The sequence below is a fragment of the Myxococcaceae bacterium genome (assembly GCA_016000045.1).
Lineage (GTDB): Bacteria > Myxococcota > UBA727 > UBA727 > JABDBI01 > AER2-1.
In genome coordinates this window covers 164,798-191,354 of sequence record JAECQY010000001.1, presented here as the reverse complement: position 1 = coordinate 191,354, position 26,557 = coordinate 164,798, and the positions used below count along the sequence as shown (strand labels likewise).

Sequence of the window (26,557 nt, the reverse complement as noted above, 5' to 3'; positions counted from 1 at the left end):
TTTCAAGATAAACGCGCACGTTCTAAAACCAAATTGACTATCTTTTCAAAATATTCGTTCGCATTTTTTTCATCGCGCTCTAAACCTTGAGTTTTTGCGATTTCATCGATGATCAAATTCGCCTTGAGCAAGCGAGCGGCATGAGGCTTGGCAGATTCAATCAAGCTAGCTCCATACATTTTCCACATCTGCAAAGCCATCTCTTTCGGAAAACGAGCCAAATTATTCGCGGCCATATGCTGAGCCTGCTCCAAGACAAGACTTTCTGGAACTTCAACTGGATTTTGCTCGATTAAGGCATGAATCGCCGATTCTTGACGGTCGTTTGCTAATTGAGTGGCTCGGTTTTCGATCAGCTTTTCGCGAACATCGGCCTTGAGATCGTCTAAGGTCTCAAATTCTTCCGAGAGGTCCTTGGCAAACTCATCATCCAGCTCGGGTTTTAGGCAACGTTTGATGATTTCAACCGTCATCTTCATCGCCCCAACTTCGACCGGTTGGCCGACCGTCGCTCCGATCAAAGCCTGTTCGTATTCGGGTTTTTCTGGGTAAAACAGCTTTGTACCAAGTTGGATAAAACGTTTTTGAGGCTTATGGTCATGATCCGAGTGATCGTGATCTTCGCACTTTTCTTCGAATACGAAATCGACGTAATCCCCCGCTTCCACGACCTGACGCTCTTCAATGGCTTCAAAGGTAGCAGCTCGTGTCCGAAGCCGCTCTAGTTCTTCCGCAATCGCCAGATCGTCGATTTCAGATCGAACCGGCAACACAATTTCCAGATCTTCCCATTTATTTAAAACGACTTCCGGCATAATCTCAACTTCAGCCGTAAAAGCGAAATCTTCATTCACCACCAAGGGCTTTTCTGCATTCACTTTTGGCTTGCTAATCGGCCGAATCGAATTTTGACGAAGCGCTTCAGAAACAAAATCAGCCACCAACTTCTCAACAGCGCTTTGCTGAACTTCTGATCCATAAAATCGTTCCACCAAAGCTTTGGGGGCTTTGCCCGGCCGATAGCCTTTTACCCGAACCTTTTGATTCACACGTTGAGAGGCTCGATCAAAATAGGTATTGACCCGCTCCTGAGGCACAACAAAAGACAACTTACGGACAACCGTTGACACTTCTTCCAATTTACAATGCATATGGTGCGAGCGGAGGGAATCGAACCCCCACGGATTGCTCCACTGGAACCTAAATCCAGCGCGTCTACCAGTTCCGCCACGCTCGCAACGCAAGGCTTCACGGTATCAGGTTGAGCACAAGTTTCAAGAGAGATGTTCTACGATCGACTCAAAGACTTCTTCCACCGATCGAGCACCCTCGACTGCTTTTAAACGATTCCTCAACGCGTAATAATGTCGAAGGGGTTCGGTTTGTTCACGAAAGGTTTTGAGACGAACTCGGATCGTTTCTTCCGTATCATCCCCGCGCTTTCGAGCCAGCAATCGTTTAAAAAGAACCTCATCGGCTACTTTTAAATCCACGACCGCGTCCAAAGGCTGTTTTTGATTCGCTAAGACGTGATCCAGCTGCTCAGCTTGGGCCACCGTTCGAGGAAAGCCATCTAAAATAAAACCTCTCGTACTGAAAAGCTCATCCAAAATACTTCCAATCATTCCCAAAACAATCGAATCCGGAACCAGCAAACCCTCGTCGAGATAACGCTTTGCTTCACAGCCCAGGGAACTTCGATCCGAAATTGCCTTTCGAAAGATATCGCCTGTGCTCACGTGGCGGAGCCCGAAACGCTGAACAAGCTTCGCAGCCTGAGTGCCCTTCCCAGACCCCGGAGCTCCCAATAGAACCAGTCTCACGCAAGGCTCTCTTCGACACGCGCCCGGATACGTACCGGACCTTGCGAGACATCTGCACCGGTCATGCCTTCGTATTGCTTGCCGATAAAATGGCCATCGATTTGTTGAACTGTTTCCAAAGCAACGCTCACGACAATTAACAAACCAGTCCCTCCAAAATAGAAAGGGGTTTGATTCGAGGTCAGTTGTTGAGTCGCGATCGGCATGATGCAAACAGCGGATAAATACAAGGCCCCAGAGAAGGTCAATCGGCTGAGCACAAAATCAATAAAGTCCGACGTTGGCTTGCCGGGGCGAATACCCGGAATGAAGCCCCCGGATTTTCTCATGTTATCGGCAACATCCACCGGATTAAACTGAACGGCTGTATAAAAGTAAGCGAAAAAGATAATCATGAGAACAAACAAGGTTTCATGGTGCCAACCGCCGGGCATCAGCCACTGCTGAACCGACTGCAGCCAGCCTGTTTGCAAGAAGGAAGCCACCGTCATGGGAAACATCAAAACTGTATTCGCAAAAATGGGAGGAATCACACCTGCCACATTAATTTTAAGAGGAAGGTGAGTGGCTTGCCCTCCATACTGACGATTGCCAACCACGCGCTTGGCATACTGTATCGGTATGCGACGTTGACCCTTTTCCATGAACACAATCGCAGCCAATGAAGCCAACATCACCAAGCCCAGCAACAACATTTCAGAAGGCTGGTAAGTCTGGTTCTTAACCCCTAGAAAGGTTGCATAGATTGCCTGCGGCAAACGCGCGACGATCCCAGCGAAAATAATCAGTGAGATTCCGTTTCCAATCCCTCGCTCCGTAATTCGCTCACCCACCCACATAATGAAGGCCGTTCCAGCCGTTAAAGTGATGACGGTGATCAAAATAAATCCAAATCCACCAAAAGCATAGGCCCAATCGGGGTTTACCACGCCGTTGCTTTTAAAAGACTGGGCAATCATGACGCCTTGCACAACAGAGATCAAAATCGTGCCATAACGGGTGTACTGATTGATTTTTCGACGACCCTGCTCCCCCTCTTTCTGCATGCGCTCAACCGCAGGCAATACGACCGCCATCATGGTCATAATAATCGAGGACGTGATGTAGGGCATGATTCCTAGGGCAAAAATACTGGCATTTTCAAGCGCACCGCCCGAAAAAAAGTTAAACAAACTTAAAAATCCGCCGCCACTCGACTCTTGAGCGCGCAGATAGGCTTTGGTCGCGGTTCGGTCAACACCGGGGGTGGTGACAAAAATCCCAATCCGATAGACCGCAAGCATCCCCAAAGTGTAAAGCATCCGAACTCGAAGCTCTGGAATCTTAAACAAGCTTACCAAACGATTCATCATAAGACCCCTTCTATAACACAATTTCCTGTTCTTTCAGCACTTTATTTGCGCTCGATAAAAACGGTTCCTGGGCTCAGTTGAAGGCAAACACCCGGTAGATCAAAGTGTCCTTTTTCTTTGCTAATCGCTTGCTCGATCACGGGCAGGCTGCTTCGAAAGTCTTGTCCTTCCATCAGGAGCTGAAGTGCCCGCTTCACGCTTCGAATTCGAACGGCCATCGGAATCCTTGGTTCATTGCGAATCGTCACGGTCTTGGCCGAGCGCTCCTGGATCAAATCCAAAGCCCAATGATCCAAAGCTTCGTTTTCCAATCGTCGACGCTCAGATAATTTCGCCAAACGCTTAGACGGGTAAGGATGAATTTTTAAAAATTCCCGAACTTTTACGCGGTTTGCAACAGGTTCATCATTGGTCGGATCCTCGAAGTAGTCTAATTGATCCAGCTCCGTCAAAACCGCGATCAGGTAAGATCGCGAAAAACGCAGCAGAGGGCGTAAAACTCGGCCGCGATCCTGTTGTGCTATTTCAGGCATCGCTGAGCCCTCTGCGCCCCCTCCAACGCCCATCAAGTCCATCAGCATTCCTTCGGCCAAATCATCCTGGGTATGCGCCAGCGCAATCGATTGGATTCCTAAGCGCTCGGCTTCTTTCCAAATGACTCTGTAGCGTTCTTGGCGAAGCACGGCTTCGTTGAAACGCTCAGTCCGTGGAATCGAGAAACAATCCGCATCAAATCCCAAAGCACGCGCTCGAGCCTTGATGTATTCGGACTCCGCCAAACTTTCGGAACGAACGCGATGATCAATCGATATCACGCCAATCCCAGCGTGCCGCTTGGGCCACAGAGCGATCGACTCCAAAAGCGCTCTGGAATCTGCCCCTCCACTCACGCACAAGAGAACGGGGGCAGCTCCCAAAGAACGCTCAAAAGCGTTCCAAAGCGGCTGTAACAATCGTCTTGTTTTCGTTTTCATAATAGCATAAGAACGTGGTACGAAACCCGTTCATGACGAATTGAGCGCTCCTTTAAGAGGCGTTTCAGTTAGGTCATCTTAAAGGAAATTGAGTGAGAACCCAAGAAGAAACCCTATCGTTTGAAGATTTGTTGAATGAAAGTTATGCCCGTGATGAAGTCTTAGAAGGCGAAATTGTATCGGCCACCGTTCTGTCCGTGGGCCGTGATTTTGTGTCTGTAGACATTGGCTATAAGTCCGAAGGCTTGATCGCTGCCTCCGAGTTCCCTTCCGTTAACGGCGAAATCCAAATTCAAGTTGGAGACAAAGTTGACGTCATGGTGGAGTCGCGCGAAGACGAATCCGGTCACCTCATTTTAAGCAAAGACAAAGCCGATCGCGTGAAGGTTTGGGATGAAATTTCACTCGCCTGTGAACGAGACGAAATCGTGGAAGGCACTGTCACCGGACGAGTCAAAGGCGGCCTTCAGGTAGACATTGGCGTGCGAGCCTTCTTGCCCGGAAGCCAAGTTGATTTACGGCCCATTCGAAATCTGGACAAGATGATCGGCGAGCGCTTCCAGTTCAAAGTCATTAAATTCAACAAGAAGCGCGGCAATATTGTTCTTAGCCGACGATCTTTGTTGGAACGAGAACGAGAAGAAAAACGTGGAAGCACGCTGCAATTCTTGGCAGAAGGCGCCATTTTAGACGGAACCATCAAGAACATGACCGATTACGGCGCCTTTGTGGACTTAGGCGGTGTTGATGGCTTGCTACACGTCACCGATATGAGCTGGGGACGCATCCAGAATCCATCCGAGCTTTTTCAAGTAGGAAGCCCAGTCCGCGTCAAAGTACTCAAGTACGACCCAGAGCACGAACGTGTCTCTTTGGGGATGAAACAAATTCAAGAAGATCCTTGGCTGGGAGCTCCTCAGGAGTTCTTGGTTGGGACTCAGGTGAAAGGCAAGGTCGTATCGCTCACCGATTACGGGGCATTTGTTGAGCTAAAGCCAGGCATTGAGGGCTTGATCCACGTTTCGGAAATGTCCTGGACCAAACGCGTCAAACATCCCTCCAAGGTCTTGAACATTGGGGATGAAGTGAACGCGATGGTGCTGGATATCGATCAAACCAACAAGCGCATTTCGCTGGGAATCAAACAAATCGAACCCAACCCTTGGACCTTGTTGGAAAACAAATACCCGGTTGGAACTGTTATCCGAGGACAAATCCGAAATCTCACCGACTTCGGTATCTTTATCGGCATTGAAGATGGAATCGATGGCTTGGTACACATCAGCGATCTTTCCTGGACACATCGCGTGAAGCATCCATCCGAAGTTTTCCAAAAAGGGGACGAGGTCGAAGCGGTGGTGCTCAATATTGACGTAGACAATGAACGCTTCTCTTTGGGAATTAAGCAGCTTCACGAAGATCCTTGGGGTCGCATTCCGCACGTGTATCCTCGCGGTGCCCGTGTGAAGGGCCTGGTCTCTAAGGTGACCGATTTCGGTGCGTTTATCGAGATTGAACCCGGCATCGATGGGCTTTGCCACGTGTCGGAATTCTCGGATGAACACATCCAAAATCCGCATGAATTCGTGAAACCGGGCGATGAGGTCGAGGTCATGATCATCGATATTGATTCCGAAGATCGCAAAATTGGCTTATCGATGAAAGCCATCCGAAAAGCCGAAAAAGGATTCGATTATCGAAGCTACTTGTCCCAGCAAAACAGCTCTGTGGCGAAAATCAGCAAGGGTGGAATGGGAACTTTGGGAGATGCTTTAAAGGGATTTAACGTTTCGGGCGAATAATCTCTTGAGTCCAATCTCTCACTCTGAATTGACCAAAAACGCGGGCGTGGTGGCATTCTTCACCACGCTTTCGCGTTTCGCAGGCCTGATACGCGACATGGTCACCGCTCACCTCTTCGGCGCCAATGCGGTCATGGACGCCTTCAATATTGCCTTCACAATTCCCAACACACTTCGTCGGTTTGTAGCCGAGGGAGCCCTGACGGTCGCGTTTATACCCGTTTACACCGAAGTCTTGCGTACCGATGGCTTGGAAGAAGCCAAGAAGTTCTATCGTTCGGTGTTGGGGCTCTTGCTGATCACGTTAACCCTTTTAGTCCTGGTGGGTATTTTAGGGGCCTCTTATTGGGTTTACGCCTTTGCCAGTGGCTTCGCGAAGCATGCAGGCCAGCTCGAATTAGCGACTTCACTCACGCGCTGGATGTTTGTCTACGTGTTCTTTATTAGCTTCGTCGCTCTTGCCATGGGCGCTCTGAATTCCCACAAGCACTTCAGCACCCCTGCTTTCTCACCCGTTCTTTTAAATGTTTCCATGGTGGGATGTTCAATCTACTTTTATACAGCCTTCCAGCAGCCGATCTACTCGCTGGCTTTAGGAGTGATTCTAGGCGGCATTTTGCAGTTAGCAGCTCAATTGCCGACCTTAGCGCGTTACGGTTTGCTGTTGAAACCTTCGTTTCAGTTTCACTCCAAGCCTTTGGAAAAATTACTCCGCATGCTTCTCCCTTCGGTTTTTGGGGTCGCCATCTACCAAATCAACCTCATGGTCTTACGGCAGCTGGGAAGCTATCTGCCCGAAGGTCAGATCACTTGCTACAGCACGGCGGATCGAATCATGCAGCTGGCTTTGGGAATCTTTGCCATCTCGATTGCAACCGCCACACTGCCTGCCATGAGCGAACAATCCCAGGATCATGCCAAGCTCCTTCAGACCTGGAATTTCTCCACTCGGCTCACGAATTTTATTACGATTCCAGCCTCGATCGGTTTAACCACGATCGGCCTTCCGATTGTTTCCGTGCTTTTCTTTCACGGAGCTTACGATTGGCAGGCCACTGAGCTGACCGCTTGGGCAACCATCGCTTTTGCGCCCGGACTTATTACCGTTGCTTTCTGCCGCACAACCGTTCAAGCGTTTTACGCGCTTCAAGACATGCGTACTCCCGTCTTGGTGGCAACGGTCGTTCTGCTGGTCAACTTCGCCCTTGGAGTTTTATTAATGCCTTATGAAGTGGTGGGGCTCGCCGGCTCGCTCACGTTGTCGAGTTTTATTCAAGCTTTCTTACTTGCGTTCTTTCTCAAACGCAAAATCGGACTCTTAGGCGGGCGAGTACTCATTCGATCCATGCTTCAACAAATGATTTTGTCTGCCTTCATGGGAGCCATCGCCTACGGCATTTGTTCTTGGGGAAGCTGGCAAGAAGGCCCCACGCTCAAAAATAGCGCTATATTGGGCCTCGCTCTGACTTCAAGCATTGGGTTTTATGCGGCTGCAACCCTTTTCTCTAGAATGGAAGAAGCCTCCTTGATTCAAGCAATCTTCTTGAAAAAACTCAAGAAATAGAAGCGCGCTGATCATCTGAAAAATATCACGCTTCATTAATCCTGCAAAATCCTGCAATTTTACATTGCAGGATTTCGTGAAAAGCCGGGTCCGGTAGTGGGCTCATGAGACTTCTGTCTAACTAGAACATCGTCGGCGTAGCCAACGAAGCAATCCATTCCCCGATCGACAAAAAAGAAGTGATCTTAGACCATGAGAACATCCTGCTCGGTAATCGCTTGTTCGAGTCAGCGATCCGATTGCCTGGCTCAACACGCACGAAGGACACGTAGTATCTTACCCCCCTGCAGCCCGTTTTGAAAGCCTCAAAGACGAACATCAGATGGAGCTTTTTTTAGAAGACCTGAGGGGTTCTTGAATTGATTGACGCGAACTTTTCACACGGCTTATCAGAATTTTAGGCGTTTGGATGCTCGATCACCCGTTAGAGCTACTAATTCAAGGAGATTAAAATCCTAGCTATTCGGAAACAGAATGCGTATTTTAGAGCTTCGTCGTGAATATTTCACTTGGAGTAAAAGAAAGTAATTTAGAGGCGCACTTGATTTAGGAAGCAATAACGTTGGGTGACACCCGACACATGAGAGCGAACTACCCCCGTGAAAGTTCACGAAGGTAATTTGGAGTCCCACTCATTACAGCCCTGCCTACAAGCCCACCAGAAAGCATGCCGGGACTCATAGCATTCTATTCGAGGCAAGAAATTCTAGAAGACCCCCAAGTTTTTGCTGCTCTCCGATAATTCCTGTGCCCATCGGCATTGGCAGAAAGGAATCAACATCCTCCAACTGAGAACTCTTATCCAAGGACCGAGTACTCTGTCGTCCAGAAACGACGCCTTGAGAAAACGATGGAATCTCTAGTTTTTCGAATTCTGCCTCTAGTTTCTTTGCATCGGTGGCAGCCAGGGCTTCTGACAATACAGCAGGTTTTTCTTGCTTCTTCTTTTCTTCCTTCTTCAGGAGAACCGTCATAGACTCTTGGTTCAATCGCCACGCAGCCACTGTAAAGTTATAAGACCCTACGATGATGTAGGTATAAACGTATGTCTTTTCATCGGCTTCCTTTTTCTCAAACATAACCTTCATATATTTAGGGTGGTAAATGCCACCCGAAGGAAATTTATCGTAGAATGTAGCATTTTCACCCAACAAAGTCTTGATGTATTGAATTGCATCAATTTTTTTGAGTTCAGAAATCAAGCGTTTTAACTTCGGATCATCCGGGTTCTTTTTTTTCGCGTTTAGCTCATTGATTTCTGTTCGAATCGCTTCCGAATCAATGCCTGATATTTTCGATTGATCCGCCTCTACAGAAACGGAAACCCCCTGGTCAATAAGTGTTTTTAGCATTTGAGCGAGCTTTTTGTCTTCGAAATATCCTGTTTTCACTTCTACAGAAATATGTGTTTTATCTTCTGGATTTAACAAGTTATATATCATTCTAAAACAGCGATTATTTTTGTAACCAGGCGATACAGCGTTACCTGGCGGGTAAGAGGCTGCACTATGAAGATCATTCCATGCCAAGGGCCGGACATTCTGAGGAAGACAATCCAACAAAGGATGAAGCACCGTCCACTCTCCTAAAGTCTCAGATGGTTGCTCAAGAAGAGGGTTCAGGGGTGGGTTTCCAGAATTTTTAAGAATCGTAATCACCTCCACATTGCTTTTCCAAGCCGCAGGGTTAAAATTATACGACCCCTGGAGCAGAAAATGCTGCTGAACGCCTCCTTCATCAACATGGGTCACCTGAAGAATTTTGGGGTGATATAGGTTGTACTCACCAAGATTTTTAAGAGCCCAACTGAAGTTGGGGATTCCTTCATTCGATTTAAAAAATTCTCGAACCTTAATAGCGCAGAAGTTATCTTGTCCGTCACTGTTTTGCTCTGGTTTCGCATTTTGCTGCACAAAAATCTTTGCGCCATTTCCAGCCAAGGCAACAAGCCTTTTAGCAATAGACATGTCTTGAATATAGGCCATGGACACATTGACAAAAGACACGGTCCCAGACTGAGGCTCCAGCAATCCCCATATTTCCTTAAAACAAGGGTTGTTAGAGGCCCCGAAATTTTCCACCTTCAATTTCCAGAGACGAGAGCGGCATTTGTCTTCCTCGGGATCAGAGGTAGACCAAGACCAATCATCCCAACGATGATTCTTGTAAGAATCACACCATACATAGGGCTGATTTGCATTTTGAAGGGTCCAAAGCTGAGCTTCAGCCAGAGGAGAAAGACAGAACAGAAGAATAAATAGAATAACCATATGACACCTCACCTTCCCCTAGGAAATATAAAACAGCTTTTGATTCTGTTGGAAAAATCGTAATCTACCCCACTATAGGACTAGATTTTATCCAGATCGAGAATTAGAAAAACTGGTTTTTTTAGCAACGTCAACAATCTGATAAAATCTCTACTCTTCTTTAGATAACCAGTCAAGAAATTGTCCGGGTTCAACAGCGATGCCCGCCAAAATAAATTATGGCGTTTAGACGCACTGTAATAAATGAGCTTCTAAATTACTTTCGTAAACTTTGGAGCTTATTGCTAAGAAAATCAAAACATGATCCACCCAAAGAATGAAATCGCTTTCTAGTTCAGGCCGAAAGCAGCTATCGCCTTCGGCACTCATTCAAGCTTGCTATCTCCTACGTTTGGATAATTTGAGCTACAGCCTCGTGTGCTACACTTCTATTCTTTATGCAGTTACCTGACATCTACGATTTCGAAGAGGCGCGCAGCCAACGTAGCAAGTTATGGCTCGATCGGCAAAACGGTGTGCTTAGGATCAGGGCCAGAAATCAACAGAGACTCTGCCTGCAAACGAAGGTTTTTGTAAATGATCTGCCCCATGCTGCGCGCATCAAATCCTCCGATTTCAAAAATTCCGTTCGCACACAGTCTGCTGAAACGCATCCTCCCGTACCAAAATACATCGGAAAGATGATCGAAACCCTCGACCGCTTTCACGCGCCAAAATCCAACCGTATCCAACACGCAATCGTTCAATTGAGAATGATCGGTATGCCAGCTCAGCCAATCTTTCATGGGAACATGGTGAACGAGATAATAGTGTTGCTTGAGATGGGTTGTAAAGTCGACCAACCAGTGATCATTCCCCAAAAATTGTCCCACCGCACTTCCAACACGGTACGACCATTGGGGATACTGACCAAAGTCACTCAAAACACGCCAAACTTTCTCAGGAGACGCTTTCACTCGAAAAGCGATCGCCACTTCTTTGAGCTGGCCCAGCGTATGATCCATCACATAGACCAGCTTCCCCGCTGCCATATTTGCTTGCTGTGGGGCGGTGAGGACGATATCCGGCGGTTCTGCTTCGTACGGTTTCAATTCCGCCCAAAGCCCAAAGGACGCGATCCACCCAAAGCCAACCCAGATCAGATTCCGTAGGCTTTTTTGAGCCATCATTTGGACGATACGCGCTTCTTCAGCTCTTGATGCATCTGCTTCGCCATATCTTGGCCATTGAAGCCACCCATCCCCAGAAACCCCTTGGCACAAAGCTTGTTTAAGACCACTTTTCCCGAATAGAACACATCCGTTTTTTCAAGCGTATTTTTGACCGGTTCTAAGCGCCACACTCCCGCTGTATCCAACACACAATCATTGGCTTTCGCGTGATCGGTTTGCCAAACAATCCAACCCTTTTCTTGGTTCGAAAGGTCGTGATCGACGTAATACTTCTTTCCAACCACCGCTGCCTTAAACTCCAAATACCGGTGGCCGTCTTTCTTCTGCGCGGGTTCATAGTCTTCAGCCGATGCGATTTTATACGCCCAATCCGGGTATTTTTCAAAATCGCCGAGCACTTTCCAAACCCGCTCAAAGCTCGCATCCAGCCGAAAGCCCGCACTTCCCTCTCGATAATACCGTGAACCAGGCCGGTCTTCTTGCCGTTCGATGAAGACGAGTTCGCCTTTTTCAAGTTTTGATTTTTGCTCGGTCGTCCAATCTATTTTGGGCGGCTCCGTGAAAGGCTGCACACGCTTGTCTTGCGCAACCGCCAACGCTGCGGGCAGCAGCCAAATAAAGCCTCTGAGTACCATGTATGCAACTCCTCTAGAAAAACGCTCGAATCCCGACAAAACCAGTTCCCAACTCAAGGGCCGTCGACCCTTCCCGCGAAATCGCAAAATCGATCCGAGAGATAAACCCAAAATCGAGCGCCAGCTGCGCAGAGAGCCCTACCAATAATCCAAGTGAAGGCATCAGTCCAGCAGACCAGCCACTGGCGACGTTCGAAACGTACCCCAGCAGCTGAACATAGGGGTAATAGTTGCTCTTCGTATCCACAGCATACCAGATTCCGGTTGCAAATTGATAGCGCCGCTTGGATTCCATTCTATCGGAAATTTGGCCCGTCAGTTGTGCATCGACCACCCCAGCCAAATTCTTCAAAAAGAAAAAGCCCCCGTTTACGGCCACTCCTAAATTCAAATAATCGGCATTCCAGTCGCTGATATCCGGACTTGAATAGTTCAGCATGGCCTGCCCGCCAGCGCTCATGCTGCCTTCTGAAAGTTCGAATTTTTCCGCCATGCTGGATAGCGCGATGAACATGAAAGCCAGAAGTCTACCCGGAACTCGAAACATGTCTTTCCTCCTAAGCTGAGCGTGCTATCTTAAAGACCCCATGGATCCGAAATACGACGCAAAGACCCTTGAGCTAAAATGGCGCGCACTCTTTGACAAGCCCGGTTTCTTTTCACCCGATGAAAAAACCGGTGTGCCTTACACCGTCATGATGCCGCCTCCCAACGTGACAGGCGTTCTTCACAATGGGCATGCGCTTTTCGTGACACTGCAAGATATTTTGGTACGTTATCATCGCATGAAAGGGCGAAAGACCCTTTGGCTCCCAGGAACCGATCATGCGGGCATCGCGACGCAAACGGTCGTTGAGCGCGAAGTCTTCAAACAAGAAGGCAAAACCCGCCACGAAATCGGTCGTCCTGAATTTGTGAAAAAAATTTGGCAATGGGTTGACCAAAACGGCAAAACCATTGTTCACCAAATGAAGCAGTTGGGGGCTTCCGCGGATTGGAACCGGCATAAATTCACGCTGGATCCCGAACTCTGCGAAGCCGTTAACGAAGCCTTTGTGCGACTTTGGGACGAGGGCCTCATCTACCGAGGAGAGCGCCTGGTGAACTGGGATCCGGGTTCTCAGACAGCGCTCAGCGACGAAGAAGTCGAGCACGTGGCCCGCACAGGAGAGCTGTTCCATTTTGCCTATCCAATCATCGGCCTCGAAGAAGAAATCGTTGTCGCAACCACCCGACCCGAAACCATGCTGGGCGACACCGCCATTGCGGTTCATCCAGACGACCCTCGATACAAACATTTGCAAGGCCGTCAGGTCAGGCATCCGTTTTTCGAATCCCGCGTGATTCCGATCATCGCGGACACTCTGGTTGACGTGGATTTTGGAACCGGAGCGGTCAAAATGACGCCTGCGCACGATCCAAACGACTACGCCGCAGGGAAACGCCATGGTTTAGCGGAAATATCGATTTTCACACGAGACGGCAAGGTGAACCATCAAGGAGGTTCCTACCAAGGCCTCACTCGGCAAGAAGCGCGCAGCCAAATTAAAAAAGATTTAGAAGCGTTGGGTCTTGTTCGAGGGGCTCAAAGCATCGAACACAAAGTCTCGGTATCCTCACGTTCTGGGGAAGATATTGAGCCCATGCTCAGCAAACAATACTTTATTCGCATGGACTCGATGGCTCAAAAAGCCTATCAAGCGGTTGAGAATGGCGAAACTCGGATTTTGCCTGCAAGCTGGAAAAAAACCTACGACCATTTTCTCTTGAACATCCAAGATTGGTGCATTTCGCGTCAACTTTGGTGGGGACACCCCATTCCGGTCTATTACGACCTGCAAAAGCTTGGGGATCGAGATTTGAACTCCTTAAGCGATGCTGAAATGCGTGAAATTTCCGTCGCGAGCCGTGAGGATCTCGTCAAAAAATTTGGCCCAGAGCGCTATCGCCAAGAAGAAGACGTCTTGGATACGTGGTTTTCTTCCGCTTTGTGGCCGTTCTCAACACTCGGTTGGCCTCATGAAACCAGCGACCTGAAAACCTTCTACCCCACCAGCGTGCTGGAAACGGGGTTTGACATTCTTTTCTTTTGGGTGGCCCGCATGATGATGTTTGGCTTGCATTTTATGGGGCAAGTTCCGTTTCGGGATATCTATTTGCATGCCATGGTACGAGACGCTCACGGCCGAAAAATGTCGAAATCTCTGGGCAATGCCATCGACCCCATCGATGTCATCGAAGGGATTTCTCTGGAAGACTTGTTGGTCAAAACCAAAAATTACCCGGTTCCTCCTAAAATGCTCAATCACGTTTTAGAAGGCCTTAAAAAAGATTACCCAGACGGAATTCCTGCCTCCGGTGCAGACGGTCTACGTCTTAGCCTGGCGATGCTGTCGGGCCAAGGCCAAGATGTCAAACTCGCCATTCCTCGAGTTTCTGGGTATCGAGCCTTTTTGAATAAAGTCTGGAACGCCACCCGCTTTGTGCTCATGCGCATCGGCCCAGAGCCGATTCTGCCCCTCACGCAAGTCCAAGAGCTCTTCATGCTGGAAGACCGTTTTATTTTATCGCGCCTTCAACAGGTCATCGAGCAAGTGGACAAAAGCCTGTCTCATTACGAATTCAGCGTCGCTTCCGATGCGCTTTATCAATTCTTCTGGACCGAGGTCTGCGACTGGTACATCGAGCTTGCGAAGATTCGCATGGATTCTCCCGCCGTTCGTTCGATCTTGGTTGAGCTGGTCTCCACCAGCGTCCGGCTCTTGCACCCTTTTTGTCCCTTTGTCTCCGAAGAAATTTGGTCTCATTTGCCTGGCACCGAAGGGACTTGTTCTTTTGCCTCATTTCCGGTTGCCAATCGAGCTTATCTCGACCCAGCGGCTGAAAAAAGCTTTGCTCAATTGCAAGAAGTCATTGGCATGATTCGAAACGCCAGACAAGAATCGAACTTGCCCGCTCAAAAGCGTCTTTCAGCCGTGATTCTAGCAGAGCAATCAGCCGACTTGGACTTCTTGGCCGAGCAAAAAGAAGCTCTGCTTCGCTTGGCTCTTTTGGATTCGGTCGATTTCCGAACAAGGCAAGACTACACGACTCCTCGCTTTGCGGCCACTCACACGAATGGCCTCTACGATATCGTGCTTCCCCTGGAAGGCTTGCTCGATTTAGCGACCGAAACCCGTCGGCTTCAAAAAGAGCTTGAGAAAATCACTCAAGAGCGAAAAGGTCTCGAACAGCGGCTTCAAAGCCCAGGCTTTATTGCGAAAGCGCCAGTCGAGATTCTAGAGCAATATCGCAAACAGCAGTCGCTCTTAGCAGAACGCGAAGGCCAGATCTCCGACAGCCTCAATCGCTTAAAAAACGGCTAGGCCTGGGTTTCACAAAAGCTCCTCATCTTGAGTTCAATCCCGGAATATGCTATACAGTACCTATGGAGAAGCCCTTAGTCAGTTTCGATTATGCCATTAAGTACCTGCTCAAAAACCAGGCCGATTATGACATTATTGAAAGTTTCTTATCCGCTCTTTTAGCCACCGAGGGTTACCCACCCGTTAAGATTAAGGCCTTAATCGATCCAGAAAGCCAGAAAGAAGCCAAAAATCAAAAACGAAGCATCGCAGACTTGGTGGTAGAAGACGCCAATGGTGTCAAATACATGGTTGAGATTGAACGTTCTTATACCACCCACTTTGCTCATAAAGCCTGTTTTAACACTTCCCGCAGAATCATCGACAGTCTCGAGTTAGGTCAAGATTTTACCCAGATTAAGAAAGTCTTTCACATCAGCTTGTTGTATTTTGAAGTCCCTCAGATGAACCACGCCTTGGCCTTTGGGCAAACGATTATTCATGAAATAGACACCCAAAACCCGGTATCGCTGCATCTGTCCACTCGCGCTTCGAAAAACTTGGATATCTACAATGTGTTTCCAGAATATTTTTTCATTTGCATTCCAAAATTTAACGATGAAGTGCAAAGCGAAATCGATGAGTGGCTTTACATGGCCAAAAACGAACAAATCCGAGCAGACTTTCAGTCCAAAGGCATGGACAAAGTGGCTGAACGCCTTCAAGTCCTCAAGATGACCGATGCCGAACGCAACGAGTATTGGCGCTACCTCAAACAAAGCGTCTCAGAACAAGACTACTATCTCTGCGCTGAAGCAAAAGGACGGGCGCAGGGGCAAGCAGAAGGAGAGGCCGTCGGACTCGAAAGAGGCAAAGCTATCGGATTGGAGAAAGGCAAAGCAGAGGCCAAGGTAGAAACAGCGGTGAAACTCTTAAAGTTGGGGCTCGATAAGTCTGTTATCGCAACCGCCACCGAGTTACCGCGAGAGCAAATTGAGCAGCTCGAAGCTGGATTAATTGACCCGGCTCAATTGCCTTAAACGACAAGCGATTGGCAGAGAGTATCGTCCATCATGAGCTTGTCTCGCCCCCCTTGTCTTCCGTTTCCTTTTTAAAAGGTCGAAGAGGCAAAGGGTCAACATCCCATCCTCAGCGCGCGCAACGGACAGAGTTATCACCGCCCATAGCATTGAAGTCGACGAAGCCACCATAGAAATCGACGACCCACGCGTAAGTTGGGATCGGTTGGTAAGTAGTCGAGGTCCAAAAATAGTTAGAAGAGGTTCCCGGAAAAGCCGTTGAGTCAATGCTGGGACTGGAGGTATTGAAGTCCACGAGGCTGGACAATTCACGAACCGTCGGTAAACGGAATGAAAAGCCATTGAGATTCAAAGACGCGCAGTAACTGGCTGCAGACGTTTGAGACATGGTCGAAGCAGCTTGAGTTCTTTGCCAGACTAGCCCTGTCACGCTGTCTCGAACGGTCTGATCACTCGGGGTCAGAGCTGCTCCATTTTCATTGGTATAACGACAAATGGCCAGCAAGGGCCAAGCGAGCAAGCCAATATTCAAGAGTAAAGCGATTCGGCAACCTAGTGCAAATTTCATGAAAACCCGAATTCCAACTGCACAGCCTTGGGAGAACCTTCAGAAAGCAGTACCGGCCGCGCCACGGGTTCTACCCAGTACGCCAAATAACGAGCTCTAATACGCCCTGTGCATTTTTTAAACTCAACAGCCACTGCCACTTTCAGACCCTTTTGAACCGCTCGGTCGATGATCTCAGGCAAGCGACGCCACGGTAAGCCCCGACGAAGTTCCAAACGCTCTGCATCCTTCTGCAAAGGACACTCGGCATAACGACCCACTTGAACCAACAACACCGCAGAACCCTCTGCCGATCGGAGCGCTGGTTTCGAGACGCTCTGATGCAACGAATGGATTTGGTGATTCCAACAAGACTCAATCTTAGGCAAAGCAAATCGCCGAGCCACAGAAATTCCATGCTTCGCAATCTCAAAGCGCAAATAGAATTGAGAGATAGGGTGCCGCTTGAGCAACTTTTGAGCCACTCGATAAGCACTGGCATGTTTCAAATGACCCGCATAACTTGCCCAACAAGCACGCAAAGCCTCGATGTCCTTGTGACGTACTCGCCAGAACTGATAACCTTCTCGTTCTTCAGGGTGTAGCGGTTTTTCGAGCTCGGTAATACGTTGGTGAGCGTGCCGAATCACGCGTGCACGGCACAATTTGTAAGCAGGACGAATGACATACCCGACAAAATCGACACCTTCGCTCACCGGATGAATTGGCGCTTTCTCATGCGTCTCCAGTTTTAGCCTTTGCTGCAAAAACTCGATGATTTGTTGCTTCCAGCTCGCGAGCTGATCCGCATCGCGGTGCAACAAGACCAGATCATCTGAATACCGGACGTAATATTGAGCCCCTAAAGTACGCTTGATCATCTGGTCCAAGACATCCAAGTAGATATTCGCAAACAACTGGCTGGTCAGATTGCCGATGGGGAGTCCTCGATCCTCCCCCAAAGCTCCAAGCCGCTTCAACGGAGGAATTCGTTCAAACGAGCTTGGTGGCCCCAAGGGCTTCGCATGCAGCGCAGTGGGGTGATTGATCACCAAAGTGGTCAAATGCCGCAATTCCGCCTGCTCACGAAACCATTGCTTCGACTCCAAAATAGCCAGCAAGGTGGGTTTATGAATGGAGAAGAAAAAACTTCTAATATCGAGATGCAGGGCATAAGCACGTATTTTGCCATAACAGGTCGCTCGCTGCATGTGTTTTTGCAAGGCTTCTACCGCAGCATGAGAACCTTTGCCTTTACGACAAGCGTACGAATCTTTAATAAACGATTGTTCAAAGTGCGGTTCAATCAGGTCATGGAGCAGGTGGTGAACCACTCGATCTCGATAATGAGAGGCGTGTATTTCACGAGTCTTTGGGCGATCGGTCACGAAAACCGTCCCCGAGGAGGGCCGGTATTCTCCCGATCGAATGCGCTGGCACAAGTCCAGCACCTCTTCTGTGTAGCGGGCCCGAAAAACAATCGCATCGGGTCTGCTTCGCTTGCGCTTGGCGCAAGCAGCCGCAGCTCGATCGACGCTTTCCCAAGTTGGCCAACCTTTTTTCACAGTCCCATCCTGTTCATTCTCCCATCCTCAACGCGCGCAACGGACAAAGCCATTATTGCTCATATCACTGAAGCCGACGTCGCCACGAAAGAAATAGACGAGCCACGCGGAAGTTGGGTTCGGTTGGTAGAGGGTCGAGGTCCAAAAATAGTTACTCGGTGTACTGGGAAATGCGGCCGAGTTAATACTTGGGCTGGAGGTGGTGTAGTCCACTAAAGTTTGAAGCTCATCCACGTTTGGCAAACGCCAGCCGCTCAATCCACCCGTCGTACGGCCCGCACAATAGGTCCCTGCTGCACTCCAAGTCATCGTGCTACTACTTGCGGCTTGCTCCCACTGCAAACCGGTTAAACTATCTCCTACAACCCCGGACGCAGGGGTCGTATAACGCGATGCTTGATTGGTTGGGTTTGAATAAATGGCACTACCAGACCAAATATAAGCCAAACCCGTAGAATTGCCCAAGCAACTGCCCCACACACTCGGACTACAAGTCCCCGAAAGGATTTTGCTGAAGCTTTGGCTCGGTGATAAGGCTTCGCTCAAGCTTTGAGACTCGCTGAACCAACCCGACGAACTCGCGCTTGAAGAAACCCAAAGCGATGCTGATACACTGCTGCCAGAACTCGTAGAACTCATGCTGCGAGAGTCCGAAACCTGAATACTTGAACTCTGGCTGAGTGATAAGGCTTCGGTCAGGCTTTTGGACTCGCTGAACCAGCCGGATGAACTCGCGCTTGAAGAAACCAAAAGTGATACCGACGCACTACTGCCAGAACTCGTAGAACTCATGCTGTGAGAATCCGAAACCAGAACATTGGGACTAAGACTGAAGGGTTTGGACACACTCGGGGCGGCTGTTTGAGACTCTTCGAGGCTCTCACTCGAACTCAGCAAACCGCTTGGGGTTTCGGGTGAATCCGTCACGCTGAGCGTTGACGTACAAGTTCGCATTCGAGCAAATGGACCAAGCGTATATTGCTCCGAGTAAGCCGTCGTCTTACCTCTCCAATCCGCGTAAAGATTGACCAAGATGATGTCGCTTTGTGTGATCTGCGTCGCGTATTCCAGAGGCAAGCGAAGGGCCGAGTTCAAATCATAACCGCTCGGCTTCATCGCTGTCGAGACCGACGTCACGTCACAAGCGACTCCTTCGATGCGCAGATTCAGAAAAATCGAACAATTTGCGACAAACTGCCCGGTGTAATCGGGCATCGACTTGATTTGCGGCGAAACCGATTGAAATAGAGCGCGAAGACCCGTCGACATCAATGCTTGTTGTTGGTTCACAGTCCAGGTCTGATTCGAAATCAGCTGAAAAAGCGCTTCATTCGCCATGGAGTCCTGCACTTCGCTCACATTGAAATATCCAGCCAACCCAAAACGGGACAACCACAACAAACAAAACAGCCATTGTTTATTCAAGATCACTCTCCTGTTGCATCAGTTCGGCAATGACCTCATTTAAACTTTTGGGCACAGGAGCCACTGAAGAGCTCTGTTCGACCAAGAAACCAAAGTCGCTGACTAAAGTCGCTTTCAAATTTTCTTCGCCCGACACCGATGCGCTCGGAGACAAAGCCTCTGGAACAATAGGCTCCAAGGAGTCCAGCGAAAGCGGTACACAAGCAAGGGGTAGCATTTCACCCACCAACGTATCTTGCGAAGGCGGTACGAAAGCAACCGATAGCATCTCCTCCAACGGCGTATTTTGCTGCGGGGTGGACAACCCAGCAGACTGCTTCGGAAGTGAAACCGAATGGAGCCGGTAGTATCGATCGTACCAACTCTTGACGCGCAAACCCATGTCAAACAAGGTCTTAATCATCATCATATACTCTGTCACCACCACGACCGATTGAGTCACGGTTTTCACTTTGCTTTGTGTTTCTTCGGAAGCGGAGACGGAAACAATGGCTTGCAAGGTCAGGGCTGTCGCTTGAAGTGTCGCGATGGCGCTGTAAAAAATTTGAGCATGACGATTGCGATTGGGACGCAAAGCCAATTGCGAAATGGCATAAGCATCGTAAACAACCATGCCTGCCCATAACAACTCCTGGCAGTTTTGTTCTAAAATCTGATACGATTTAAGAGTCCCCACGCCTACCGAAGTCAACAATTCAACCACGATATAGCCTTGTCGGCCCGCGGCGTAGGTATCAAACAACTCGCCGTACCGTGCCACCCAACCTCTTTGCGCGTTGGATAAATCGACCCATTCATGCTCATAGTCTTCCCAGCGCGCCTTAAAAAACCGAGGGCATACCTTGACGCCAACCGCAGCGATGCTGGCCAGCGATACCAGGATCGAGACCGAGCCGGCTGTTTGTAAAGACTTGTCCCCATCTCGCGCCAGCGTGAACGAAGAAGTCACGGTGGGAACTATCAAAAGCAGGGCCGGCAGTATCAAACTCCCGGGAAACTGCGCCGCCTCAGGACCTAGCTTGTAAGCAACCCCACTCCATACGCCCACCGCTCCCACCATCAAAACCCAGTTCCCCAGAACAGCTCCAGTATGGTACTGAAGCGAACCCTCACCCAAAGATAGCTGGGTGGGGCTATCTGCCCAATCCAGCGGACCTTCCTGCATGGGCAGGCCGTCGTCGCAAGCGAGTAAATCCAGGCTTAATCCAGAGCGAGCCGTCTGAGCAACTTGAGTCGGGCCAACCGCCGTGATCGCGCTCACAACGGAAGATACAGCACCCCCATTTTGCGTCACCGTGGTCACCACCGCTGGAATCGCAGGTTCTGGGAGTGCTTGCTCCGAAACAGATGAAAGGGAGAATCGAAGCATTGGCAAATCACAGGGAAAATTAGGCTTCGGCTCAGCCCTACCCAAACAACTCACTCCGACTATTGCCCAAAGAAATAATTTCATTTTCGATTCCAAACAGTATAAATTTTGAGACTTGTGGTATGTACCGACGTATTCACAAGGATTCAAGAGGGCCGGTATCTTGCGCAGGGCAATCGCGAAATCACCCAGCGCGTCTCTCCCAACAGGAGCAGGCATCTGATTTCTTGAAACATACGACTTGGCGATCGCTGTATTTCAGACAACCCCGTGAGGGGTTCAGGTGCCACAGCCCAGCCAGAGGAGGTTGCTGAAAGCAACAGACGCTGGGCTGGGTTGAAACAACCGGATGGACTCACCAACCGAATTCATTCAGACAATCGGATGGATTCACCCAATCGGTCCAAACAATCGTGGCTTTTATCACAACTCCCTTTGTGAGCATATTCTCTATGTGGTCGAGCCAACAAATGTCGGGATAACCTAAATGGCCTAGATAACCCATAATCCAAATAATCCCAATAACCCCAACAACCCAGCCCAGCGTCTGTTGCTTTCAGCAACCTCCTCTGGCTGGGCTGTGGCACCTGAACCCCTCACGGGGTCGTCTGAAATACAGCAATCGCCAAGTCGTATGTTTCAAGAAATCAGATGCCTGCTTCTGTTGCAATAGACGCGCCGCTGGATAACGTCGAGGAGGGCTGTTCTCATACGAGGAACCCTCTCCCAACAGGAGAGGGGAGATCCATCCAGAAACATCCGATTTCGCCAATCGCTACAGCACTTGCCAGGCTTGATCTACAATGTTTTTAGTTTGTGGATCGAATGCTAGCCCTAATGCCGTAACCAATTTGCCTGAGAGTTGGTATTTTTGAGCGTATTGTTTTTGCCGGATTTGCTGCAAGGCTTCCTGAGCAGATCGGCCCATTTTGAGCTCCACCACGTAGGTGTGCGTAGGCGTCTGGAGAACCGCGTCGATTCGACCCATATTGGTTCTTTCTTCGGTCATAATCTCGGCTCCCATAAATTTGAGCAGCATGTAGAACACAGTTTGGTAATAGCGTTCTAAGGGAATAGGCAAATCGTAGGGGATATCGGCAAAGAAAGGTTTGAGGCGAGAACAAAAATCATCCAAGTTGTTGGCGCTCAAAGCGCCTTTCAGATCTTCAGCCAGTATTTGCCAAGGAGCTATAGAGTCTTTGCCTGTCAGGAGAGGAGCCAAATTCCAACAGGGTCTCGGAAACTTCTTTGTTGGGATAGGAGAGATGAATGTGTTGGGTTTTAGGGTGATAGTCTCGAATGGTCAAATAACCGCTTTGAAAGAGCAGAGTCGGCAACCGAAGGTGTTCGATTTCAAAGGAACCGAGTTCATTCAAAGTCAGGGGCCTGGAAAGAAAAAAATGCCGACCCGAGCCCGTTAAAAGCCCGTGAATATCCTGTGTTTTGTCCACGTAGACGCAGTTGTCTTGCACCAAGATTGGAAAATCAGCGATTATCCGGAAGACACTTCATCTGCCCAGTCTAACGGAAGCATACGCTGAGGCAAGGCCTGTCCGAGTTGAAGGCCAGAAGATATATTCAGCGCTATGAGGGAGTTTGGCTCCGCGGGACGGGCTCGAACCGCCGACCCGGTGATTAACAGTCACCTGCTCTACCTGCTGAGCTACCGCGGAATCGGATTCGCCGGGTATATCATCAGAGCCGCCGCCTGAAGTCAAGGTGTTTTTTTTAAAATCCGCAAAGATTCACTCAAAACCCAAAAGCATTCCACCTTGAAAAACGAGGAAAGACAGGGTCCAAGCGATGCCAGTCATTCCAACAAACTGAAACAGAGGCCATTTCCACGAACCGGTTTCCTGGCGCACAATGGCGAGCGTGCTGAAGCATTGGAAGGCAAGAGCAAAAAATATCAAAAGAGACGTCGCCTGAAGCGGGGTGTAATTTTGGGTCCAGTCGCTGTGCACGCCGTAAATCACCCCCAAAGTGGATACCATGACCTCTCGTGCGCTAAAGGCAGCCAGCAAAGCCAGGCCCAATTTCCAGTCAAATCCGATCGGCTTGATCCAAGGCTCTATCCAATGCCCCAGAGTAGCCGCCCAGCTATGCTCCATGTCGGTCCCCAATGGAAAGTGAAACAATGCCCACATGCCGATGCTCATTCCCAAAATGAGAGTTCCAGCCTGCCCCACAAAATCAATCAATCTTTGATAAACGACTCGAAGAATCGGCCGCAAACGAGGCACTCGATAACGCGGCAACTCCAAGATAAGCTCTTCGAAACGATTTTTGAAAAGATACCGTTTCAAAAGGCAGCCTGAAAAAAACGCAGCCACGGCTCCAAGCAAGTACAGCCCGACCAGCACCAAGGACCCCACCACCGGGCTAAAAAAGTTCGCGATCACCAGGGTGTAGAGCGGCAAACGAGCGGAACAAGACAGAAAAGGAATGAGCAGAATAGCCATAAGCCGACTTTCTGGGTTCCGAATCACCCGCGTCGATAAAATGGCGGGAATGGCACAGGCATAGCCAGACATCAGCGGTACAAAAGCGCGTCCAGATAACCCAGACTTGAGTAAAATGCGATCGAGCAAAAATGTAATTCGAGCCAAATAGCCACTTTCTTCCAAAAGACCCAGCATGAAAAACAAAAGGCCAATTAAGGGCACGAAGGCCAGTAAAGTGCCGACTCCTCCAAAGACTCCTTCCAACAATAAGGACCCGAGAAAGGGGAATTCTGAGAACCAAGGCATCACCATGCGTCCCAGGCTGGCAATGCCATCCTCTAGAAAATCGGCCATCGGTTTTCCCATCGCAAACAAGGACGAGAACAGTCCGATGACAATCAAAGACAAGCAAAGCATGCCCCAAACAGGGTGCAAAAGAATGCGATCGATGTCGTAGCTCGATCGATGTTCGCGCACGACAACGTCTTTTAAGGCACGTTCAATTTGAATGTAACGTTGTTCTGGCGAGCGCAACTTGTAATTCCTTTAGACCCTCGCCTGTTTTGGCCGACACGGGCATGACTTGCAATCCTAAATTGCGTTCCAGAAGAGGTATGTCAATGCGAATCCCCAAACTCTGAGCCAAATCGATTTGGGTTAAAGCCACCAATGGGCGCATTCCCTTCTCCAGCAACTGCGTCAACAGATAAAGATTACGCTTCAGATGCGTGGAATCTAGGACAAACAGAATGAGGTTGTTCGAGTGTTGGTTCAGATAATCAACGCTCAGATGTTCTTCCGGAGATAAAGCATCGAGACTGTACAGCCCTGGCAGGTCGACAAACTCAACGTGGTTTTCAGCCCCAAGGCAACAACAAGCTTTTTGCTGTTCAACCGTAACCCCCGCATGGTTCGCAATCTTCACACAAACCCCCGTCAAGGCCTCAAACAACGAGCTTTTGCCTGCGTTGGGATTGCCGATTAAGAGAACTTGCATTTTGAGAACCATTCTCATCGAATCTATCAGTCTTTTGAGGGGTATTCAACTTCAAAGCAATCGGCTTCTGAGCGGCGAATGGCAATCTGCGTTTCGCAAATCTCAAACAACAGCGGGCTTCCCAAAAGCCCTTTGCGGATCAAGCAAACAGAGGCGCCTGGAAAAAAGCCCAACTCTTGTAAACGACGAATGGAGTCGCTTCGGCAATCCACAGAACGGATTGTGGCGGGTTGGTTCATCGCTAATGCCCAAAGCTTCATGGAATCGTCTGCTAGCAAGACGTTCTCAAATACACAATCCAATGGGATGTTGAATGTGTTACCCATGTACCCGGTTAACCACCCTCTCCTGTTGGGAGAGGGAAGATCCATCCCAAGACATTCGACTTTGCGATTGCATTGGTTTCGCCTTGCTCGGCTTGCGGGTTTGCTGATTGTGTATTAGTCTGCCTCCCCTATGGCACTCTCCTGTGGTATTGTTGGTTTGCCCAACGTTGGAAAAAGCACGCTTTTTAATTGCTTAACTTCGGCCCAAGCGGAGTCTGCGAATTATCCTTTCTGTACCATCGAGCCGAATGTCGGAGTGGTCGATGTTCCAGATTCTCGATTAACGGCTTTGGCCAATATCGTGAATCCAGAACGGATTCTACCCGCATCCATGACCTTTGTTGATATTGCAGGATTGGTTCGTGGAGCCAGCCAAGGCGAAGGACTTGGAAACAAATTTTTAAGTCACATTCGCGATACAGACGCCATTTGCCATGTCGTTCGTTGCTTTGAAGATGAAAATATCATCCATGTGGAAAATTTTGTGGATCCGGTACGAGATGTCAGCACCATTGAAACCGAACTCATCTTGGCGGACCTTGATTCTTGCACCAAAGGGCTCGAGCGCGCACGGAAAGCAGCACGAGGGCAAGATGCTAAAGCCAAAAAAACAGAAAGCCTGTGCGAAGGGTTACTCAATCATCTAAACGCTGGCTTACCTGCCCGAAGCTTTGTGTTTCATCGCGAAGACGACGACTTAAGCCATGCTTATCGAGACATGCATCTCTTGTCAGCAAAACCTACTTTGTTTGTCGCGAACGTGAATGAAGATGGCTTTGATACGCAATCCAACCCGCACTTGAAGGCCTTGTGCGATTTAGCCGCTTCAAGAGGGGATCAAGTGGTCGTCGTGTGTGCCAAAATCGAAGAAGAGTTGGCTCACTTAAAGACCGAAGAGCGTTCGGAATTTTTGAAGGATCTGGGACTGGAAGTCTCCGGCTTGGATCGCGTCATTCGAGCAGCCTTTAAGCTTTTAAATCTGCAGACCTACCTAACCGCCGGGGTGCAAGAAGTTCGCGCCTGGACCATTCGGGCGGGCATGAAAGCGCCACAAGCCGCTGGGGTCATTCATTCGGATTTCGAACGTGGTTTCATCAAGGCAGACGTTATTTGGTGGGAAGACTTTGTGAAGCATCAAGGCGAATCAGGCTGCCGGGCAGTTGGAGCCATCAAACTCGAAGGCAAGGATTACGTCGTTCGAGACGGCGATGTGATGCACTTCAAATTTAATGTGTAAATACGTGTTTGCGGATCCATCGCGTGGTGAAAGCAAAAATGGGGACGTTTAAAACGCTTAATAAGAGTTTGAACAGGTAAGCATTCGCAACGATCGTCAAAGCCTTTCCCAGTGGAATAAGGTGGAGAAGGTTTAGAATGGAAACCACGATGCAGGTATCCACCAGCAACGACAGGCTCATCGCGCAAAAATTCGCCAGAGGCAGCCAAGAAGTTTTGTGCCGCACGAACCAATAAATGGAAATATCGCAACGTTGTGACACATAAGCTGCGAACACCGAAATAACCGATGCATAAGGCGTATGACCGAAGACTTGGTGAAATGTGCTATCCGAAACGGTCGACCAAGAGGTTGCTGGCAAACGATCCAAGCCCAAGAGAACCAACGCGACGACGAGGTTTATGGCTAGCCCAAGAGTGACGCAATAGCGCGCCTTCGCCTTTCCAAAGAATTCCGTTGTTAAGTCGGAAATCATGAAGGTGAAAGGGTACAAGATGGCCCCAACCGAAAGCTCAAACACATAGAACGGAAAAGAAAAATAAACAAATTTTTGGTAAACCAAATTTCCGGTCACGATCGTGAGAGCAAAAGCGGCGCATAGAGCCGCGTATGTTTTGATGAGATGATCAGACAAGACGAACCCGAATCGTTCGATCCGTCCAGCCATGTTT

The 26,557-nt window shown here is 49.1% G+C and carries 22 protein-coding genes and 2 tRNA genes; 5 read left to right on the top strand and 19 right to left on the bottom strand.

From position 1 onward, the window contains the following. Positions 1-2: 2 nt before the first annotated feature. The 5 genes from tig to tilS all read right to left on the bottom strand — a co-directional run bounded on the left by tig (position 3) and on the right by tilS (position 4,149). Positions 3-1,151 (bottom strand): trigger factor, encoded by a 1,149-nt coding sequence (tig, locus tag I8H75_00945; GenBank protein MBH2005907.1) that lies wholly within the window; start codon positions 1,149-1,151, stop codon positions 3-5. A gap of 1 nt (position 1,152) precedes the next feature. Then, a tRNA-Leu gene (locus tag I8H75_00940) sits at positions 1,153-1,237 on the bottom strand. Positions 1,238-1,274: 37 nt separating this feature from the next. Further along, complete coding sequence (locus I8H75_00935; GenBank protein ID MBH2005906.1) at positions 1,275-1,823, bottom strand: adenylate kinase; 549 nt, start codon at positions 1,821-1,823, stop codon at positions 1,275-1,277. After that, positions 1,820-3,175 carry a preprotein translocase subunit SecY gene (secY, locus tag I8H75_00930; GenBank protein ID MBH2005905.1) on the bottom strand — a complete coding sequence of 452 codons (1,356 nt, stop codon included), beginning with the start codon at positions 3,173-3,175 and terminating at the stop codon, positions 1,820-1,822. The genes I8H75_00935 and secY overlap by 4 nt, the downstream gene beginning before the upstream one ends. Positions 3,176-3,216: 41 nt before the next feature. Next, positions 3,217-4,149 carry a tRNA lysidine(34) synthetase TilS gene (tilS, locus tag I8H75_00925; protein ID MBH2005904.1) on the bottom strand — a complete coding sequence of 311 codons (933 nt, stop codon included), beginning with the start codon at positions 4,147-4,149 and terminating at the stop codon, positions 3,217-3,219. Between the two features lie 92 nt (positions 4,150-4,241). Between tilS and I8H75_00920 the strand changes: the two genes are divergently transcribed. Together I8H75_00920 and murJ are read left to right on the top strand one after the other, a co-directional pair. Beyond that, on the top strand, positions 4,242-5,951 hold the full coding sequence (locus tag I8H75_00920; GenBank protein MBH2005903.1) for a 30S ribosomal protein S1: 1,710 nt from the start codon (positions 4,242-4,244) through the stop codon (positions 5,949-5,951). Between the two features lie 4 nt (positions 5,952-5,955). Continuing rightward, positions 5,956-7,515 (top strand): murein biosynthesis integral membrane protein MurJ, encoded by a 1,560-nt coding sequence (gene murJ, locus I8H75_00915; protein ID MBH2005902.1) that lies wholly within the window; start codon positions 5,956-5,958, stop codon positions 7,513-7,515. 677 nt (positions 7,516-8,192) lie between these two features. Here murJ and I8H75_00910 read toward each other — a convergent pair. The 4 genes from I8H75_00910 to I8H75_00895 form a co-directional block, all read right to left on the bottom strand. After that, on the bottom strand, positions 8,193-9,785 hold the full coding sequence (locus tag I8H75_00910; protein MBH2005901.1) for a hypothetical protein: 1,593 nt from the start codon (positions 9,783-9,785) through the stop codon (positions 8,193-8,195). Positions 9,786-10,276: 491 nt separating this feature from the next. Further along, positions 10,277-10,954: an SRPBCC family protein gene (locus tag I8H75_00905; GenBank protein ID MBH2005900.1), complete on the bottom strand. Its 678-nt coding sequence runs from the start codon at positions 10,952-10,954 to the stop codon at positions 10,277-10,279. After that, positions 10,951-11,592: a hypothetical protein gene (locus tag I8H75_00900; protein ID MBH2005899.1), complete on the bottom strand. Its 642-nt coding sequence runs from the start codon at positions 11,590-11,592 to the stop codon at positions 10,951-10,953. Before I8H75_00900 ends, I8H75_00905 begins: the two co-directional genes overlap by 4 nt. 13 nt (positions 11,593-11,605) lie before the next feature. Then, on the bottom strand, positions 11,606-12,139 hold the full coding sequence (locus tag I8H75_00895; GenBank protein MBH2005898.1) for a hypothetical protein: 534 nt from the start codon (positions 12,137-12,139) through the stop codon (positions 11,606-11,608). A gap of 40 nt (positions 12,140-12,179) precedes the next feature. Here I8H75_00895 and I8H75_00890 point away from each other — a divergent pair, with 40 nt between their 5' ends. Both I8H75_00890 and I8H75_00885 read left to right on the top strand, forming a co-directional pair. Beyond that, a complete protein-coding gene (locus I8H75_00890; GenBank protein ID MBH2005897.1) occupies positions 12,180-14,957 on the top strand; it encodes a valine--tRNA ligase in 2,778 nt (925 codons plus the stop codon). Positions 14,958-15,019: 62 nt separating this feature from the next. Beyond that, on the top strand, positions 15,020-15,976 hold the full coding sequence (locus tag I8H75_00885; protein MBH2005896.1) for an Rpn family recombination-promoting nuclease/putative transposase: 957 nt from the start codon (positions 15,020-15,022) through the stop codon (positions 15,974-15,976). 109 nt (positions 15,977-16,085) lie between these two features. On the opposite strand, the gene I8H75_00880 is transcribed toward I8H75_00885, so the two are convergent. From I8H75_00880 to I8H75_00840, 9 genes are all read right to left on the bottom strand, one after another. After that, a complete protein-coding gene (locus tag I8H75_00880) occupies positions 16,086-16,544 on the bottom strand; it encodes a DUF1566 domain-containing protein (protein MBH2005895.1) in 459 nt (152 codons plus the stop codon). Next, complete coding sequence (locus I8H75_00875; protein ID MBH2005894.1) at positions 16,541-18,088, bottom strand: group II intron reverse transcriptase domain-containing protein; 1,548 nt, start codon at positions 18,086-18,088, stop codon at positions 16,541-16,543. Before I8H75_00875 ends, I8H75_00880 begins: the two co-directional genes overlap by 4 nt. A gap of 27 nt (positions 18,089-18,115) precedes the next feature. Beyond that, on the bottom strand, positions 18,116-19,513 hold the full coding sequence (locus tag I8H75_00870) for a DUF1566 domain-containing protein (GenBank protein ID MBH2005893.1): 1,398 nt from the start codon (positions 19,511-19,513) through the stop codon (positions 18,116-18,118). Continuing rightward, positions 19,506-20,966 (bottom strand): hypothetical protein, encoded by a 1,461-nt coding sequence (locus tag I8H75_00865; protein MBH2005892.1) that lies wholly within the window; start codon positions 20,964-20,966, stop codon positions 19,506-19,508. The genes I8H75_00870 and I8H75_00865 overlap by 8 nt, the downstream gene beginning before the upstream one ends. Positions 20,967-21,657: 691 nt before the next feature. Beyond that, complete coding sequence (locus I8H75_00860; GenBank protein MBH2005891.1) at positions 21,658-22,104, bottom strand: PD-(D/E)XK nuclease domain-containing protein; 447 nt, start codon at positions 22,102-22,104, stop codon at positions 21,658-21,660. Positions 22,105-22,479: 375 nt separating this feature from the next. Beyond that, positions 22,480-22,555 (bottom strand) — tRNA-Asn (locus I8H75_00855). 72 nt (positions 22,556-22,627) lie between these two features. Next, a complete protein-coding gene (gene feoB / locus I8H75_00850; GenBank protein MBH2005890.1) occupies positions 22,628-23,860 on the bottom strand; it encodes a ferrous iron transport protein B in 1,233 nt (410 codons plus the stop codon). Then, positions 23,826-24,341 carry a 50S ribosome-binding GTPase gene (locus tag I8H75_00845; protein ID MBH2005889.1) on the bottom strand — a complete coding sequence of 172 codons (516 nt, stop codon included), beginning with the start codon at positions 24,339-24,341 and terminating at the stop codon, positions 23,826-23,828. The genes feoB and I8H75_00845 overlap by 35 nt, the downstream gene beginning before the upstream one ends. A gap of 8 nt (positions 24,342-24,349) precedes the next feature. Then, on the bottom strand, positions 24,350-24,649 hold the full coding sequence (locus tag I8H75_00840) for a ferrous iron transport protein A (GenBank protein MBH2005888.1): 300 nt from the start codon (positions 24,647-24,649) through the stop codon (positions 24,350-24,352). Between the two features lie 130 nt (positions 24,650-24,779). On the opposite strand from I8H75_00840, the gene ychF reads away from it, so the two are divergent. After that, a complete protein-coding gene (gene ychF / locus I8H75_00835; protein ID MBH2005887.1) occupies positions 24,780-25,886 on the top strand; it encodes a redox-regulated ATPase YchF in 1,107 nt (368 codons plus the stop codon). On the opposite strand, the gene I8H75_00830 is transcribed toward ychF, so the two are convergent. Next, positions 25,876-26,553, bottom strand: a complete 678-nt coding sequence (locus I8H75_00830) for a queuosine precursor transporter (GenBank protein ID MBH2005886.1) — start codon at positions 26,551-26,553, stop codon at positions 25,876-25,878. The two genes, ychF and I8H75_00830, sit on opposite strands and share 11 nt — an antisense overlap. Positions 26,554-26,557: the final 4 nt, after the last annotated feature.